This window comes from Pseudoalteromonas sp. BMB, assembly GCF_001709235.1.
In the GTDB taxonomy this organism is placed as follows: Bacteria; Pseudomonadota; Gammaproteobacteria; order Enterobacterales; family Alteromonadaceae; genus Pseudoalteromonas; species Pseudoalteromonas maricaloris.
In genome coordinates, this window is record NZ_MBQA01000210.1 from 1 (window position 1) to 15,154 (window position 15,154).

Below are 15,154 nucleotides of genomic sequence, written 5' to 3' on the forward strand. Positions count from 1 at the left end.
TTTTAGTGCAACCCTTTTTTTCGATCTTTTTGATCGTTCGAACAAACATTAACCAAAACCCACTTTTTAGTATAAAAACCATGCAAAAAAGGACAAATCTTACTATCAGAACTATATTAATTATTGCGAAGTTTAATTAACTCGTTAAGATAGCTAACTCATTTGTTAAATTAATGTTTAACCTTCTTTTAATTGGTATATTTATATGAAGTCTTTTGATCATAAAGTAATTTTGATCACTTTGGTTATTGCAGTAGCGAGCTTTTTCATTGTTGATCTTGCATTAAGCTCTACACAGCTCGACGCTGCTCTTATGCTTGCCGTAGGTATTATCATCGGTAGTGTAGTAAGCCAGTTTTTAAAAAGTGATACACAACAAGAAAAACAATCAAACTTATCAACTACTACATTATATGTAGGCAATCTACCATATCGAGCCAACGAACATGTTGTCCGCGAACTTTTCGAAGAGCAAGGGCAAGTATTTTCAGTTCGTCTACTTAAGGATAAAAACACAGGCAAACGACGTGGTTTTGGTTTTGTTGAGATGTCTAAGCAAGATGCAGAAAAGGCGATTACTCAACTCAATGAGCGTGAATTTCAACAGCGTACATTAAAAGTAAGAGAAGCAAAGCAAAAGCCTGAAGGTGAGATGGATCACTCACCCGCTTAATTAATCTTTATTTAAATTAATTATAGAGATTACTGCTTTACTATCCATTACTGGTGCCGTTGCATAGAAACACACTTCCGATGCACTCGGCACCTTTTCTCCTACTACTATTTGACTTCCCAACAATGACACTGCACGGTTGGCTATTGCTTTGCCTGAATCAACCAGCTTAACATGCTTCTGTAAGCAATTCTTGATATCGCGAGCTATCAAAGGAAAATGTGTACACCCCAACACTAGCCTATCAACAGTGGCTGGAATGTTAAGCCGAGCTATTTCCGCGCACAGTGCCTCTTTATCCAACTCATTATGCCAATAAAAGTGCTCAGCGATCCTTACAAGCTCCGTTGAATGCAAAGTTTCAACTTTACAACCTGAGGTAAAATCCATGATGAGCTTATGCGTATATGCATTATTTGACGTTGCCGGTGTTGCTAAAAGTGCGATGTGCTTGGTCTTTGAACTAGATGCAGCAGGCTTAACAGCAGGAACCACACCTATAATTGGTATCTGGGTATGTTTTCTGGCTTCTTCTAATGCGTATGTTGAAGCGGTATTACATGCAATGACGATGAGATCAACATTGTCCAAGTATTGCTGTTGCCAACGAATAAGTCCCTTGATACGTGATTTGATTAGCTCTTGAGGCTGAAGGCCATATGGGAGAAAAGCATTGTCCATAACATAACTAAATGAAACCCCCTGCAAACATGCCTTTAAGTGCGACAGCACACTGGTGCCACCGATCCCCGAATCGAAAACCAAAATATGCGACAAACTTCATACCTCAAATCAATGAAGTATGAAGTTTGCCATGAGTCCTCGCGAAAAGAAACTGGCTTAGCTTGTTTGTTTTTGCTCTACTTGCTCTTTATTTAGTTCATTCAGTTTACTAAAAAAGCTACTAGCATAATCCAAAAACTCATTTAGTCTCGACTGACCTTCATTCATCCAAGCAAGCAGGTTTGGCAACTCATTATCGGCATTGAGTCCCTTAGCTTGCTCTTGCACATCTGCTAACTGCTTATTGAGTGGCATAAATGCCTTCTCTAACTCTTTCATTGGATTGCCTTGCTGATATTGAGCAATCGCAGCAGACGTTTTACTTTGTCTTAGATCCATCGTGAAATTAGTGATCTGATCTGAGTTTAAGCTAAGCGACTTTGCCAAATCGAAAGCTTCATCGTATTCACCACCGAAAAAAGAATCACTGACATTACGGATATCTTCCATCATATCGTTAATTGCCTGCTGCTCCTCTTCGTTCAGCTCACCATTTACCTTAATTGAGAAACTGACTTCGTGAGAGGACTTAGTACCATACGCCATGCCATAATCATTACCTTTTTGCGCGACACTCGCAGCAGCCCCCTGAGCGTACGCATCGGAGAATGAAATAACGACTTCATCCCCTTCAGCTGTAGTAAATGCATATTCAGCCTGATTAGAGAGGCTCGCAAACTGTGCGGCACTGATCGCTAATGCCTTTGGCGACTTTTCTTCAAACAATTCTTTTTCAAAATCATCTAAACCTTTAAAAATCCCTTCTCGTGATTTTTCAATACCATCTTCGATGTCGGAATTGAAAGCGCCCATGCCTTTTAACTCTTCGCTGGCTTCATCAATACCCTGTAGCACGCCCTTACGTGCCCCATCTAGCATGGATTTCAATTCGTCATCATTTTTGCCGTCGACTTTGGCTTTCTTCACTGCACCCTGAACAAAATCGAGTACATTTTTGACAATAGATTCAAAATCAAATAGTGGCTTGTCTTTTTTATCTTGTGTCGGCTTCTCAATCCCCAACGCTTCTGCAAGCTTATCATCAAGAATTTTAGCTGCTAGCTTAGATTTATTCCCCGCATAGCTGTCTGAATTAATTTGGATATTTGGTCCTATCCCTTTGCTCTTTCCAGGCTTATGCTGCATCGCTGGATTGAGCAACTGATTTAATTGCCCGATTTTCATGGTATGCCCTCCAATATATTAGTTAGATTATCGGCATATTTGCGCAAAGCTAAAGTATAATGATTAAAAAAACAGCAAACCAGACGCATCAGTGATGCTAGACTGGACAAATTAGCAACGCTCCCTAAAATAGCGCCTCTTAATTCAACATAGATGGTTTTAGCATGGCAGTAATAAAAATTGATGATTCAGCATACGAGCAACAGTTAGCAGATAAAGCTGAGCGTATCACAACACAATTTGCACAGTTTGATGCACCTGCACTTGAAGTGTATGAATCTGCAACTCGCCATTACCGCCAGCGCTGTGAATTTAGAGTATGGCATGAGGGTGAAGATCTGTTTCACATCATGTTTGACCAGCAAACAAAAGAAAAGATCCGTGTTGATAGCTTTGATCCTGGTGCGCCGCTTGTCAATGAAATGATGCAGGTGATGATACATCAGCTGAAAGGCAACGAAATATTGCGTCGTAAACTGTTTCAGATCGACTATCTCACGACGCTGAGCGGTGAAATACTGATCAGCTTACTTTATCACAAGCAGTTAGATGAAGCGTGGCAAACTGCCATGCAGACATTAAGAGCCGAATTGCAACAAACCTATAAAGTTGATTTTATCGGTCGTGCTAGAAAACAAAAGGTTGTGTTTGGCAACGACTATGTAACTGAAAAACTAAGCGTTAACGGTATAGAATATATTTATCAGCAGGTTGAGAACAGCTTTACGCAACCGAATGCGGAAGTGAATCAGAAAATGCTAGCTTGGGCGCAGTCCATTAGTGAACCGCTAAGCAACGACCTATTAGAGCTTTATTGTGGTAACGGTAACTTTTCAATCGCATTGGCAGGCTCATTCAATAAAGTGCTGGCTACTGAGATCTCTAAATCATCAGTAAAGTCTGCACAATTTAATATTGCAGCAAATAAAGTCGATAACTTAGATATTATTCGCATGTCGAGTGAAGAGTTTACACAAGCCATGAAAGGGCAGAAGTTTTCTCGATTAGATGGTATTGATTTACAGTCCTATGATTGCCAAACGATCCTTGTCGACCCGCCTCGTGCTGGCATGGATGAATTGACTTGTCGCTTAGTCAGCAACTACGACAACATTATTTATATCTCATGTAATCCAGACACGTTAGAGCGTGACTTAGCCTTGTTATGTGAAACACATAAAATCGCACGTATGGCGATTTTCGATCAGTTCCCTTATACCCATCATATTGAATCTGGCGTTTACTTAGTGAGAAAGTGATCTCTAACGATTAACGACTGGCTGCCATCGCTGTGATAAGTGCTGGCAGTTGAGTTTCGCTAAATACTTGAATACCAGATTGCTGTAATAAAGACGCCGTCAGCCCCTGCCCTACTATTTTTTTACCGGTATGACTACCATCGTAAATCAGATTGCTGCCGCAAGACGGACTGGACTCTTTTAACAAGGCAAACTTTATATCGTGCTGAAGGCAAGCCGCTAGCGCTTTTTTAGCACCGAGTTCAAACGCGGTGGTAAAATCATCCCCTTGTTTACTCAAAACTTTACCATCTGCTATTTCAGCCGATGGGCGAGGTGTTGGTAAACCACCAGATACTTCGGGGCATAGCGGTAAGACCCAATTTTTTTGCCGCCAATACTGTAATGTATTGTCTTGAAGGCTTTGTGAAGAGGCGTCATACCTCACCGGATAACCTAATAAACAGCTAGAAACTAAAATTTTAAACATAAAAAAGCCCCGCAATAATTGCAGGGCTAGTCTAATACAAATTAGATTTTATTTCTTTGCTAAATAATTCACCAAAGCAGCAATTTGCTCAGGCTTAGTCGTACCAGACTCACGAAGTAATAGCTTGTATTTACCGTTTACCACGAACATTGGTACTCCTGTTAGCGCGCCTTTATCAGAAAGAGTCTTCTGCATACGTTGCATTTTTGAAGCTTTAGTACGAACAGAGAAACTGGCATAAAGTTTATCAAACTTCTCTTCTTCAACACCTTGTGCAATAAAGATATCTTTTACATCAGCAAGTTCATTGATTTTTGCACGCTTGCCATGGATATGATTAAACATGGCTGCAACTATCTTGTCTTTTTGTGGCAGCACTTCAGCAGTTGCAAGTGCTTGTGCCAACACCTGTTGGATCTCAGGCTCTCTTGGACCAACAAAATCTATATGGCTTTTTTTAAGCTTAACGCCCTCGTCCAACTTTGGTTTAACGTCAACGATTAAATTTTCCATTGCGTTACAGGCTGGACAATAAAAAGAAAAATACTCCATTACCTCAGGCTTTTTCGTGCCACGCTCAGCAATAACTTCATAATGTACACCTTCTTCAAATGGCGCCGCCTGAGCAAGAAGAGGAAGCATTAGTGCAACCGCTAAGCCTTTTAATACTTTCAACATACTAACTTTCTCCAGTCCTTATTTTTTTAATAGATATGCGATCAATTCATCAAGCTGCTCTTGACTCTTGATACCTTTCATTTCGATTCTGTATTTGTCGTTTACGATAAAAGTTGGAACGCCTGTAAGCGCACCCGCTTCAGAAAACTTTTCTTGTGCTTTAAGCATGTTATTTTCCGCACTCACTACTGGCATGCTCGTTACAGCCTGATCAAACTTTTCAGCAGAAATCCCATTTAACTCCATTAGCGTTTTCAAATCTTTAATGTCTAACAGTTTGTTTCTTTCAACATGAATAGCATTAAAAATCTTCTCGGCAATCACATCCGCTTTGCCTGCTTGATCAGCAATAATATAGGCATAGCTTAGGTTGCTCTGCGTTTCTGTAGGAACGCCTCGCAGGAAGTTCACATGGCTTTTTTCAAAGTACGCCCCCTCAGGTAAGTTCTTTTCAATCGCTTTTGCAATTGGCTCAAAGCGGAAACAGTGAGGACAGTAAAAAGAGAAAAACTCAGTAACTTTCTCTGAGTTACTCTGTTCGGTTGTTAAGGTTGTGTAGTGTTCACCTTCGGTAAAGTCTGAAGCCATCGCAGCAATGGGCAAAAGTAATGCAATAAGTGCGATTTTTAATTTTTTTAGCATGTTACTCTCTCTAATTTTAAGGAAATAGGCTCAAACTTGGTTCATCTAATGCAGCAAATTGCTCTTTTAACGCTAGGATCTGTTGTTCCCAGTATTTGTCTGTCGCAAACCAAGAAAAGTTCCGTTCGAATGCAGGATCCTGCCAGCGCTGTGCCAACCAAGCCATATAATTCACCATTCTCATGGCACGTAGCGGCTCAATTAACCCAAGCTCTTTTGAATCAAACGGCATAAATTCTTCGTAACCCATAAGCAGGGTGTCTAACTGTACCAATTGCTCGTTGCGGTCGCCATTTAACATCATCCACAAGTCTTGTATTGCTGGGCCTTGCTGACAATCGTCAAGATCCACCAACATCAATTGATCTCTAGACCACAATAAATTTCCAGCATGGCAATCCCCATGAAGCCGAAGTGTTTTGGCAACTTGATACTTTGAGGTTGCTTTGTTAATAACTTGCTCAAGAATAGTAACAAATGGAGTATGTAGATGACTAGGCACTAACTGGCTTTTTAGCAGTGTTTGTTGCGCATCAATTAAAAAACGCTGGGTATTGAGCTGTGGTCTATGCTCGAATGCTCGCTCAGCCGACAGACAATGCAAGCGCCCTAGGTAGCGACCTAAAATTTCTAAGTGATCTAGATTATCGAGTTCGAACTGACGTCCACCAACGCTTGGAAACAACGTATAGCGATAACCTTCATAAAAATGCAGACTACGCCCAGTAATAAGTAAAGGCGCGACAACAGGCACTTCAGCTTCTTTCGCTGCCAGTGCGAATTCATGCTCTTCAAGAATTTGTTCATCCGTCCAACGCGCTGGGCGGTAAAACTTCACCACATAACGTTTGCCGTCCTCAGCACCAAATTGATAAACACGGTTTTCATAGCTGTTTAAGGCCAATAATCCCGTTGTCGGATATATCTCAAGTGCCTCAATCGCATCTAAAATTAGATCCGGTGTCAACGCGTTAAAACTAAAATCGTTCATAATGTTTATAAAAAAGCGAGGTTTTATACCTCGCTTTTACCTTGTTATCTTCCTTTGAAGAAATTGGTCGGCTGCGCCAGCCGTTCTTCAGGATCGTCTTGGTTAATAAGCACAAACTCAAATTCAGTGACTGGCTTTTTCAAATCATATGGATCAATCACAACAGAGAGTGGCACATCTAATGTCGTGCCTGCTGCTAAGTGCACCTCTTGCTTACCGATCACCTGATAATTACTTAGACCTGTTATTGCAATAGAAAATTTCTGCTCAACTTGCGCTTTGTTTATCACTTTCAAGGTATAGGTATTTTCTACCAATCCCTCAATATTGACACGATAAAGCTGATTTCTATCCCGAATAATATCAAGATCCATCGGCTTACGCATCGCAATGTTCGCAACTAATGCACCCGTGATAACGACCAGAATCATTAAATAACCGATTAATTTACCACGTACTGGTTTGGTCTTTTCGCTGGATGATTCTAAATTGCGCTCTGTAGTGTAAGCAATCAATCCACGCGGGTAGTTCATCTTATCCATAACACCATCGCAGGCATCAATACACGCACCACAGTTGATGCATTCATATTGCAAGCCATTACGAATGTCGATACCGGTAGGACACACCTGAACGCACAGGTTGCAATCAATACAATCTCCTAGACCTAGCGCTTTTGGATCTTGTTTGCGTCCTCGAGGACCTCGACTTTCACCTCGTTCGCTATCATAGGCGACGGTAAATGTGTCCTTATCAAACATGGCTGATTGGAAACGAGAGTAAGGACAGATGTGTAAACACATGATTTCCCTCATCCAGCCGGCATTACCATAAGTACAAATGGTAAACACGATAATGCTAATGACAGAATAAAAGCCTGCAGAAAAAGTAAGTAAATCAGGGATCAACGAGCGGATTGGGGTAAAGTAACCAACAAAAGTGATTGCGGTATACAGTGAGAAGAGTATCCAGCTACCGTGTTTTGCCGTTTTTCGCCAAAACTTGTCAAAATCCATCGCTCTCTGATCTAGCTTTTTCCGTTGGTTTGCCGTTCCTTCAAACTTTTCTTCAAACCAAATAAAGATAAACGTCCAAACGGTTTGCGGGCAGGTGTAGCCGCACCATACCCGGCCATAGAAGGTGGTCACCAAGAACAGAGCAAATGCCGCTATCATCAGAATAAAAGCAAAGATAGTCAGATCTTGTGGCCATAGTGTCATACCAAAAATATTGAACTTCTGCTCAAAAATATCGAACAACACCGCTTGATGGCCGTGAAAGTTTAACCAAGGTAAAGCCATAAATGCCAACATACCAATAAAGCCGATACGCCTTCTTAGCAGTTGATGTAGGCCAGACACCGCCCGGACATATATGCGATTACGAGGATTAAAACGATCGGGCGTAGAGCTATTGAGCGATTTCCCTTCAGTGCCACCTATTGGCTTTTGAATTTTTACTTCAGACGGTATGTTTTTAACCTTGATTCTTTCGTTCTCCATGGAAGCTCCTTAGTGCTTTGGAACGAGATGCACTTGCTACAGTGACCTTGAAAAATACAGGCTAAACTATTGCAATGTGCCCCATGACATAGTTTAGCGCTTACTATTATACGCTTTGAAACTCTATGATTAATAGTAAGTTGAGCTAAAACCCACCATAAATGATGAGAGACTTGTTGCGACCTGACAGACAAGTTTATTACACTAGGAACAAGATTTTTGTTAGCTAGATCAAATCAGCGTCAGATTATGAAAAAATTCTTAGTATTAGCCATTATAGTCGTTGCTCTGTTTACTGTGGATCATCCATTGATTAAAGAGCCAAGAGATAGATTACTCGGTCAAGGCGTTGAAGTGCTGAGCGAGTCCAGCAAAGTACAACGCAGTACGGCTGCAAGAATCGCCAGAGCCAACGTCGTAAAAGCAATTACCATGACAGATGACGAAAAGCGCTATATTGATGAAGCCCTTGCAACAGATGAAAAAGTAAGGCTTTTCCACCTCAAGTATTGTAAAGAAAACGACTATAACTTGTATTTTTACGGCCCAGATCTCGTCAAAATCTGTGAAATTGCGGAGCAAGCCATTCATGAAGCGAAGGGATTATAATGGACTTTAGTCAATTAAATAAAAAGTCGGCAAAATCCTTTAATGATCAAAAAGCACTCATCAAAAAGCTTAGCCAGGGACGTGTTGTCAATTGCCCAAGCTGTCAGCAACCCATTGTACTCAGTTTAAGCCAATCGACATCAAATAGAGCTGTGGCACAATGCCAACAGGGTTGCACATTTATCGAGTTAGATCTCGCGTAAAGATTATTCAAATAACCCACTATTCACTGCGGCAACTTCGACTAACTCAGCATAAGAAGCGGCAAACTCGTCAGCCAATTGCGCTTGAGTTAGTTGAAACTCGGTCAGTGACTGTCCTACTTTGTCACAGTAAATCGTTAACTGTTGCTCACCAAGTGCAAAAAGCCCCAGTTGTTCTGTGCTCACTTGCAAAGCTTGTTTAATATCGTCGGCGAGCGGACTGGACATCAATTGCTCATAAAAGGGCGTCGCCGCCATTAAAAACCCTTCGGCCCAATTAATTTTTTGCTCAAGTGGTGTTTCACCATTCCAAGGCAATTGAAATTCAGTTTCGTATACCTGCTCAGAAATTTCATGATGTAAAGCCATCAATGCAAATGCAATACTCTCATCTAGTTCGGGATCTGCGTTGGTTAAAGTCTTAAGCCACTTATCTACCTCGATACCGTTTGGGTCTATACAGGTAGCAAATAGATATCCTTGTAAAAAAGCAATATCAATAGAAAGTTTGCGCGCAGAAAAGTAGTTTTCTAAATTCAGCTGTTCAGCTGCAGTAAAAGAGAAGTCGTGCATAGTGTTGCCTTGAACTTAGGCGCCGTATCAGCGCCTACAAAAATGCTTTTATATTAATAACTAACCTGAGATTAGATTAACTAAAGTCTGATATGACAGAAGTATATTATAAATTTACTGGGTAGCGACCTTCGCCATTCGGTCTCCCCAAAAACTTAACCGCATCGTGTACTTCTTTTGGTAGACTTGCATCTGGCTTGATATTACCAGATACACGAAACTGGAAGTTGGCAGCAAGTGTCGCATCAGCCTGTAAGCCCAGACGATTTTCAGGGTCAACAACCACGGCAATATCTCCTGATTTACAATCGAGCTGACCACTAAGGTCTCCGATACTAAACCAGCCATTCATGCCTTTCACATCAATATTTGGACTACTTATCTCACCATTTAGTCCTTCGCAATACGGTGCACCACTTTGATACTCCTTCACATTGACGATAACGCGCCCTTTGGCATCAACCGGCAATGGCAGAGTTACTTGATCCATAGCCTGCTCAACACTGAAACGAAGTGAGGCATTATTTACCATCACGGATTTACTTACTAAATTCGATGAGAAATTAGCTTTTCCTGAGATCTCATTTTTATCTCTCGCATTACCAAACTGTACATTGCCTGCCAACTCACCGAGTAGTAATGACGACGGTTCAAGCTCCCACTTAACCTGATTCAATTGAATGTTATTGAATCTCACACCGCTCACTTGACCATGCCAAACAGAACCATTTACTGCGCCTAGCTGCAAATTAGCTGGCAATTGGCCTTTAAAAACTTGCAGCAACACCGCAGCTGGCATAGTAAAAGCACTAAAAATAATAAATGCGAGTAAAAATATAATGAGTAGAGATAGTGTTTTTTTCATAATTATTTCTCTAAAACCAAGCGACTAACACGCACAAAGCCAGGTAAATTCCCTTGTGTAAGGTCTAGGTTTTCTACTTTTACTCCGTGCTTATTTGTCAGTTCATCTATCCAAGCAACAAGTTTATTAAATTCCACATCATCGATGGTTAAACGCAAGCTTTCGCCACTAGGTTGCATTTTGCTGATATCAATTTGAAAACGGCCACGGGTGTTATTGACTATCTGGCTGATATTGCCGCCGCTGATCACCTGTGCGGGACTGCTAGATTTCAGCTTACTCACGCTTTGACCAACCCAATTTACGAGTTCATGGTTGCGTTTTAGCTTAGCTTCGGCATCGCTCACTGCCTGATTCAAAGGTTTGAATATACCCATTACTAGAACAAAAACGACAAAAATAACGCCAGCAACAATCAACAGTTTTTGTTCTTGCTCTTTTAAACCACGCCAATAGTTCACTACTTGCTGCTTCATGCTGCACCTCGAATGCGAATTTCACCCACCACAAAGTCACCATCATTGTTCAGGGCGCCCTGTTCAACACTTACACCGCGTTGCTCCAAAATTGCTTTGACCTGACCAAATACCTGGAACTCTTTTGCGCGTGCTCTAATTCTAAGCTCATTCCTACGTTTGTCATAACGCAGCGTTTCAGGAGCAAAAGCATCGACCTCTTCATAAATCGCCACAAAGTGATTAGTTAATTCGAGCAAACCGCCTTGTTCCGTACCAGATAACGCATCAAGCTCGTTTTGGATCTGTTTTTTCAATAAGTGCGGACGCACTACTTTATTTGGAAATGCCTGTTGATACATAGCGACCGCTTGAGTTTCTAGCTGATTAGCTTGATGACTTATCACATACAGCTGAGTGCCTTTAATTGCGATAAAGCTCACTATTGCCACGCTCGCCGCTATTAGGCCACTGCGCCAGTCACGCCACCATTGCGGCTGTTTTTTCTTCGCAGCGAACCGACCTTGACGCAAATTAAAATCAATATTTGATAGTGATTTCGCGAAGATGGCTAAAGGTAAATCGTACTCTTGTTGTTGCGCCGTAAGCGTTATCGTTTCTGAGAAATCGCTTGCCGGGCTAAAATGCGCCAGCTGCTTAACACCCGAAATGGTGAGGTACTCGTTAACCCAGCTAAGTTCAGCAGTGCCAACTTGCCAAGCATTGTGTTTGAATAGCCATTGCTGACCTAACTGCACGGCACTAGTCATCTCTTCATGAAGCGGCAAACATAAAGCATCCGGTAGCGCTTTATTTACACTGATCCCTGCATCATCGAAGGCACTAAACCAGCTTTGTAGCCAACTGCTATCACAAATCGCAACATCGATAGTATGTGTGTCGGCTTTCATGCCCGGTTTACCAATTGCGATAAATAGCGCATCGATGTCGGTCGCGACATGTTCCTCAAGCATAAACGGTAAGGCTTGCTCTAGTTTCCTATTCCATTTTGCTGGTAATTCTAGCGTGCGTAACTGTACCGCAGTCGCTGGTAGTAACAAAACAACCGGTCTCGTTTGCGCTTTTTCGGCAAGGCTACCAAGCTGTTCACTCCCTTCTAATTCACCACTGGCAATAATTTGTTGTTGTTCTGTTGACCACACTAACCAGTGTATTGTCGCCTGGTGTGACTGATCCACACGGATCAATAATTGTTCTGTCACTCTACGCCTCCAAATTTACGAGCAAGCACGTACGCTTTACCATCTTTTGTTTCTATAATTGATGTGAGAGAAAAGCGTCGCTCATCAAACACAGCTGTTGCTCGCAACTGAAAATAATTGCTGTTAATCGTAAAAATTTTGGAAGTCTTGTTAGGGTCTTTGACCCCTTGATTCGCGACTTCCGTGTAAAATTCATTGATATCGGTAAAACCTTTTTTCGGCCTTGCAGAAATAATAGCTTCAGCACCTGATTTCGATAAACCAGGCATAAGCGCACTGAGTAGAAGCGCTTGTTCTGGCAATATCGTATTGACGTTTACCGCGAGCTCCTCACTTCCGGGGATCACGCAAACATAAGGCTTAATTTTTTCCATCACCAGTGGGTTAAAGCCCTTAATCACTCGTAGCTCACTAACAGACGCCATCAAATTATTAGCCGTTAAATAAGGCGTCTGATTAGACATATACTCGTCTTCTTCTGCCCCTGAGCGGTAAGTAATGCTATCTTCATCAAGCCAATCGTAGACACTATCAGCAAGGGCTTCCTCGCTTTCGTTACTCGGCAAATCCTCAATATTCTTCAAAAGCTCCAATAGCGCAGCATGGGCTGGGTTAGTATTCTTTCCACCAATCTGCTGACCACCTTGGTTATTTCCATTTGTTTGTGACTTTGCTCTCAAGGCATTCAGGTTTAGGCATGCCTGTAAGTCTGTCACTTTACCGCTCAACGTACCATGATCGACAGGGTAAGGCACTTCTTCACGAGCCCAAGGCTGGTCTAGATTAACGCTATCAGGATCATCTTTTTTCGCTTGTATCAACGCTCTTTTGACTAATTCCTCAGCACCATAGCTATACCACTTGGCTTGTTGCTGAGTTTGAATATTCGAGGCCTTTTGTACCTGCACCATTAAACTACTCGCCATTTCAGCGGCAATTGTCGCTGCCAACGCAACGATGAAAAGTACGATAACAAGCGCCGCACCTTGCTGCTTCATGGCTGTTGCCCCTTATCATCAGCGACACCACTGCCTGGCGTCAAAAATAAACGGCTTATTGGATCCGAGTCTTTTCTTTGCAACGTCACTTTGACCGCTTTAGGTAACGATTTCGACTTCCAATCAGCTTGCCATTTTAGTTTGTCGTCCAAAAATTCAAACTTTAACTCTTCTACATCTTCCAAGATGACCTGCGCTCGGGGCTCTGTTCCATCAAGCTGGTCAACATATACTCGATAAATACGCTCCAGCTTGTCATCGATAACTCGATAGCCCACAGCCTGCAGTTCAGAACGTGGCAATAAACTAATAGGGTTAGTCCAACCATCACGAACAAAAGCGATACCATCATATTGGCTCTCAAGCTCATAACGGCCATGGATGATATAAGTTGGGCTAAAATCCCCAGCTTCATTTCTGACTTCTCGCTTAGTGATCTGATTAAAATCCTGATCCATCAAGCGGAAAGTCGTTTGTAGGCCTTCAATTTCGGCAATTTTTTCCGCTGAAGCCGCTTGGGCCTTCAACGTTGAATCTAAAATTTGATGAGTCGCCGTCACCACCACCGCTAAAATAGCCAGTGCCAACAATACTTCTATTAGCGTGAAACCACGCTGAGGTGTATGCACTGTCACTACTTACTCCGGTACATAAAAGTGGTGATGTCATACACTGAGTTTTTGAGTTCAGGTTCGCGGAAAACGTGTACGGTGAGCTTTACAAAGCTAGGATCTGCGGTTTGTTGGATATGCTGTTGCCAATACCAAGTGACCCCGGCCATTTCCTCTTCGCCTTTGTTACCATTCTTCCCATGCCAGTCATCGCCTTGCGCGCGCAAAAATACCAAGCGATTTTCTGCCACCCACGACGCATAGGTCTGCTCTTCAAGCGAGCTGATATGATTTATATGTTCGCTTGTTGCTTGCATTGCAGCAATACCAGCGACAGCACAAATACTTAGCGCAACCATGACTTCAAGTAAGGTAAAGCCTACGCTTTTTCTAGCGTTCATTCTTCAGGTTCCCGCTTCAGCCCTACCGGCGCCATAAATTCGCCTTCGACAAAATAAATTGGCTCTTGCAGTTCTTTATTTTCCACACTTAATCTAAATGCGCTGACTTCACCGGAAGATAAAATAAGTACTTGCGGGATCTTGAGCTTTTTAAGTTCAAGTAAATTGTCGTCGTCGCCGCCACTCATCAACTCTCGCCAATTTGCTTGCTCAAGTAAGTTATCTTGAGACCACGGCAGATCTTCTAAGATCAATTCCACTTTGTACTGCTCAGGCAGCTCAATAGGTTTGTAGATATCGTCGGCTTCGAAAGTTCGCCACTTCTCACCGTCAAAAACCAAAAACTCAATCACACCTTTATCTAAGTGAAAACCAAGTTCAACCTGATTTAGTACTGCAAATTCTGACGCAAGATTAATCGTCCCCTGCACACGCATAGCCATGGTTTCGAGCTCTTCTTCATCACTATCACTGACGGTATAAGTAATGAGGTTTACTGAAAAGGCAATGATCACCAAGACAATAAGGACTTCAAGTAAACTGAAGCCCTTTACCTTAGCTAATGCCGGTTTATGCAGAGGTGCTAACATAGATTAACGTTCGTCTTCCGTATCCCAGTTACCGATATCATCATCAGTGCCAACTTCGCCATCCGGACCCATTGAAAAGATATCGATTTGGCTCATTTCGCCAGGACTTACTAATTGGTAAGGATTACCCCATGGATCTTCTGGAAGCTTAGAAATAAAGCCACCTTCAGGGAAACGTTTTGGTACCGGGTCAATATTGGTTTGCGTCACCAAAGCTTCCAAACCTTGCTCTGTGGTTGGATAGCGTTTGTTTTTTAGTTTGTACATCTTCATTGCGTCTTCAATCTGACGAATATCTAGACGTGCCTTTTCTTTTGCTGCTTCTTCTTGTTGACCCATCACGTTAGGCGCAACGATAGATAAGATCATACCGATGATAACAAGTACCACCATCACTTCTAGTAGTGAGAAACCTGATTGTTTTTTCACAATGTTTACCTCAAT

The 15,154-nt window shown here is 42.0% G+C and carries 20 protein-coding genes; 4 read left to right on the forward strand and 16 right to left on the reverse strand.

Annotation, left to right across the window (positions count from 1 at the left end; genetic code table 11):
• Nucleotides 1-205: 205 nt before the first annotated feature.
• Nucleotides 206-673, forward strand: coding sequence for an RNA recognition motif domain-containing protein (locus BB427_RS21935; RefSeq protein WP_045988290.1), 468 nt, complete (start codon nucleotides 206-208; stop codon nucleotides 671-673).
• Here the strand turns inward: BB427_RS21935 and murI are convergent, their stop codons facing one another.
• Nucleotides 674-1,450 carry a glutamate racemase gene (gene murI, locus BB427_RS21940; RefSeq protein ID WP_083229922.1) on the reverse strand — a complete coding sequence of 259 codons (777 nt, stop codon included), beginning with the start codon at nucleotides 1,448-1,450 and terminating at the stop codon, nucleotides 674-676.
• 63 nt (nucleotides 1,451-1,513) lie between these two features.
• Nucleotides 1,514-2,641 (reverse strand): DUF5610 domain-containing protein, encoded by a 1,128-nt coding sequence (locus BB427_RS21945; protein WP_069023297.1) that lies wholly within the window; start codon nucleotides 2,639-2,641, stop codon nucleotides 1,514-1,516.
• Nucleotides 2,642-2,805: 164 nt separating this feature from the next.
• Here BB427_RS21945 and trmA point away from each other — a divergent pair, with 164 nt between their 5' ends.
• Nucleotides 2,806-3,900: a tRNA (uridine(54)-C5)-methyltransferase TrmA gene (gene trmA / locus BB427_RS21950; RefSeq protein ID WP_069023299.1), complete on the forward strand. Its 1,095-nt coding sequence runs from the start codon at nucleotides 2,806-2,808 to the stop codon at nucleotides 3,898-3,900.
• 10 nt (nucleotides 3,901-3,910) lie between these two features.
• On the opposite strand, the gene BB427_RS21955 is transcribed toward trmA, so the two are convergent.
• Genes BB427_RS21955 through ccoG form a run of 5 tightly spaced genes read right to left on the reverse strand, consistent with a single transcriptional unit; the run spans nucleotide 3,911 to nucleotide 8,182 of the window.
• A complete protein-coding gene (locus BB427_RS21955) occupies nucleotides 3,911-4,369 on the reverse strand; it encodes a DUF523 domain-containing protein (protein WP_069023300.1) in 459 nt (152 codons plus the stop codon).
• Between the two features lie 48 nt (nucleotides 4,370-4,417).
• Entirely contained in the window at nucleotides 4,418-5,047 is a 630-nt protein-coding gene (locus BB427_RS21960) for a thiol:disulfide interchange protein DsbA/DsbL (protein WP_069023301.1), read from the reverse strand.
• 18 nt (nucleotides 5,048-5,065) lie between these two features.
• A complete protein-coding gene (locus BB427_RS21965) occupies nucleotides 5,066-5,689 on the reverse strand; it encodes a thiol:disulfide interchange protein DsbA/DsbL (RefSeq protein WP_045988286.1) in 624 nt (207 codons plus the stop codon).
• A 16-nt stretch (nucleotides 5,690-5,705) separates the two neighbouring features.
• Nucleotides 5,706-6,680: a serine/threonine protein kinase gene (locus BB427_RS21970; RefSeq protein WP_069023302.1), complete on the reverse strand. Its 975-nt coding sequence runs from the start codon at nucleotides 6,678-6,680 to the stop codon at nucleotides 5,706-5,708.
• Nucleotides 6,681-6,724: 44 nt separating this feature from the next.
• Complete coding sequence (gene ccoG, locus BB427_RS21975) at nucleotides 6,725-8,182, reverse strand: cytochrome c oxidase accessory protein CcoG (protein WP_039490925.1); 1,458 nt, start codon at nucleotides 8,180-8,182, stop codon at nucleotides 6,725-6,727.
• A 249-nt stretch (nucleotides 8,183-8,431) separates the two neighbouring features.
• Between ccoG and BB427_RS21980 the strand changes: the two genes are divergently transcribed.
• Nucleotides 8,432-8,791, forward strand: a complete 360-nt coding sequence (locus BB427_RS21980; RefSeq protein WP_026001103.1) for a hypothetical protein — start codon at nucleotides 8,432-8,434, stop codon at nucleotides 8,789-8,791.
• On the forward strand, nucleotides 8,791-8,994 hold the full coding sequence (locus BB427_RS21985) for a hypothetical protein (protein ID WP_069023305.1): 204 nt from the start codon (nucleotides 8,791-8,793) through the stop codon (nucleotides 8,992-8,994). Before BB427_RS21980 ends, BB427_RS21985 begins: the two co-directional genes overlap by 1 nt.
• Nucleotides 8,995-8,997: 3 nt before the next feature.
• On the opposite strand, the gene BB427_RS21990 is transcribed toward BB427_RS21985, so the two are convergent.
• The 9 genes from BB427_RS21990 to gspG all read right to left on the reverse strand — a co-directional run bounded on the left by BB427_RS21990 (nucleotide 8,998) and on the right by gspG (nucleotide 15,139).
• Entirely contained in the window at nucleotides 8,998-9,567 is a 570-nt protein-coding gene (locus tag BB427_RS21990; RefSeq protein ID WP_069023307.1) for a UPF0149 family protein, read from the reverse strand.
• 106 nt (nucleotides 9,568-9,673) lie between these two features.
• Nucleotides 9,674-10,432 carry a type II secretion system protein N gene (locus tag BB427_RS21995; protein WP_069023310.1) on the reverse strand — a complete coding sequence of 253 codons (759 nt, stop codon included), beginning with the start codon at nucleotides 10,430-10,432 and terminating at the stop codon, nucleotides 9,674-9,676.
• A gap of 2 nt (nucleotides 10,433-10,434) precedes the next feature.
• Nucleotides 10,435-10,908 carry a type II secretion system protein GspM gene (gene gspM / locus BB427_RS22000; RefSeq protein WP_010378522.1) on the reverse strand — a complete coding sequence of 158 codons (474 nt, stop codon included), beginning with the start codon at nucleotides 10,906-10,908 and terminating at the stop codon, nucleotides 10,435-10,437.
• Entirely contained in the window at nucleotides 10,905-12,110 is a 1,206-nt protein-coding gene (gspL, locus tag BB427_RS22005; RefSeq protein ID WP_045988280.1) for a type II secretion system protein GspL, read from the reverse strand. The genes gspM and gspL overlap by 4 nt, the downstream gene beginning before the upstream one ends.
• Complete coding sequence (gspK, locus tag BB427_RS22010) at nucleotides 12,107-13,108, reverse strand: type II secretion system minor pseudopilin GspK (protein ID WP_045988279.1); 1,002 nt, start codon at nucleotides 13,106-13,108, stop codon at nucleotides 12,107-12,109. The genes gspL and gspK overlap by 4 nt, the downstream gene beginning before the upstream one ends.
• On the reverse strand, nucleotides 13,105-13,743 hold the full coding sequence (gene gspJ / locus BB427_RS22015; protein WP_010378515.1) for a type II secretion system minor pseudopilin GspJ: 639 nt from the start codon (nucleotides 13,741-13,743) through the stop codon (nucleotides 13,105-13,107). The genes gspK and gspJ overlap by 4 nt, the downstream gene beginning before the upstream one ends.
• Nucleotides 13,743-14,120, reverse strand: coding sequence for a type II secretion system minor pseudopilin GspI (gene gspI / locus BB427_RS22020; protein ID WP_039490909.1), 378 nt, complete (start codon nucleotides 14,118-14,120; stop codon nucleotides 13,743-13,745). Before gspI ends, gspJ begins: the two co-directional genes overlap by 1 nt.
• Complete coding sequence (locus BB427_RS22025; RefSeq protein WP_039490907.1) at nucleotides 14,117-14,710, reverse strand: prepilin-type N-terminal cleavage/methylation domain-containing protein; 594 nt, start codon at nucleotides 14,708-14,710, stop codon at nucleotides 14,117-14,119. Before BB427_RS22025 ends, gspI begins: the two co-directional genes overlap by 4 nt.
• Before the next feature lie 3 nt (nucleotides 14,711-14,713).
• Nucleotides 14,714-15,139, reverse strand: coding sequence for a type II secretion system major pseudopilin GspG (gene gspG, locus BB427_RS22030; RefSeq protein ID WP_026001105.1), 426 nt, complete (start codon nucleotides 15,137-15,139; stop codon nucleotides 14,714-14,716).
• Nucleotides 15,140-15,154 lie beyond the last annotated feature (15 nt).

Bases quoted from the DNA above. Each gene is read 5' to 3' on its own strand.
- BB427_RS21995 (WP_069023310.1), bottom strand. From the start codon at position 10,432: ATGAAAAAAACACTATCTCTACTCATTATATTTTTACTCGCATTTATT.
- ccoG (WP_039490925.1), bottom strand. From the start codon at position 8,182: ATGGAGAACGAAAGAATCAAGGTTAAAAACATACCGTCTGAAGTAAAA.
- gspI (WP_039490909.1), bottom strand. From the start codon at position 14,120: ATGAACGCTAGAAAAAGCGTAGGCTTTACCTTACTTGAAGTCATGGTT.
- BB427_RS21960 (WP_069023301.1), bottom strand. From the start codon at position 5,047: ATGTTGAAAGTATTAAAAGGCTTAGCGGTTGCACTAATGCTTCCTCTT.
- BB427_RS21985 (WP_069023305.1), top strand. From the start codon at position 8,791: ATGGACTTTAGTCAATTAAATAAAAAGTCGGCAAAATCCTTTAATGAT.
- BB427_RS21980 (WP_026001103.1), top strand. From the start codon at position 8,432: ATGAAAAAATTCTTAGTATTAGCCATTATAGTCGTTGCTCTGTTTACT.
- trmA (WP_069023299.1), top strand. From the start codon at position 2,806: ATGGCAGTAATAAAAATTGATGATTCAGCATACGAGCAACAGTTAGCA.
- gspK (WP_045988279.1), bottom strand. From the start codon at position 13,108: ATGAAGCAGCAAGGTGCGGCGCTTGTTATCGTACTTTTCATCGTTGCG.
- BB427_RS21935 (WP_045988290.1), top strand. From the start codon at position 206: ATGAAGTCTTTTGATCATAAAGTAATTTTGATCACTTTGGTTATTGCA.
- BB427_RS21990 (WP_069023307.1), bottom strand. From the start codon at position 9,567: ATGCACGACTTCTCTTTTACTGCAGCTGAACAGCTGAATTTAGAAAAC.
- BB427_RS21955 (WP_069023300.1), bottom strand. From the start codon at position 4,369: ATGTTTAAAATTTTAGTTTCTAGCTGTTTATTAGGTTATCCGGTGAGG.
- gspM (WP_010378522.1), bottom strand. From the start codon at position 10,908: ATGAAGCAGCAAGTAGTGAACTATTGGCGTGGTTTAAAAGAGCAAGAA.
- BB427_RS21965 (WP_045988286.1), bottom strand. From the start codon at position 5,689: ATGCTAAAAAAATTAAAAATCGCACTTATTGCATTACTTTTGCCCATT.
- BB427_RS21945 (WP_069023297.1), bottom strand. From the start codon at position 2,641: ATGAAAATCGGGCAATTAAATCAGTTGCTCAATCCAGCGATGCAGCAT.
- BB427_RS22025 (WP_039490907.1), bottom strand. From the start codon at position 14,710: ATGTTAGCACCTCTGCATAAACCGGCATTAGCTAAGGTAAAGGGCTTC.
- BB427_RS21970 (WP_069023302.1), bottom strand. From the start codon at position 6,680: ATGAACGATTTTAGTTTTAACGCGTTGACACCGGATCTAATTTTAGAT.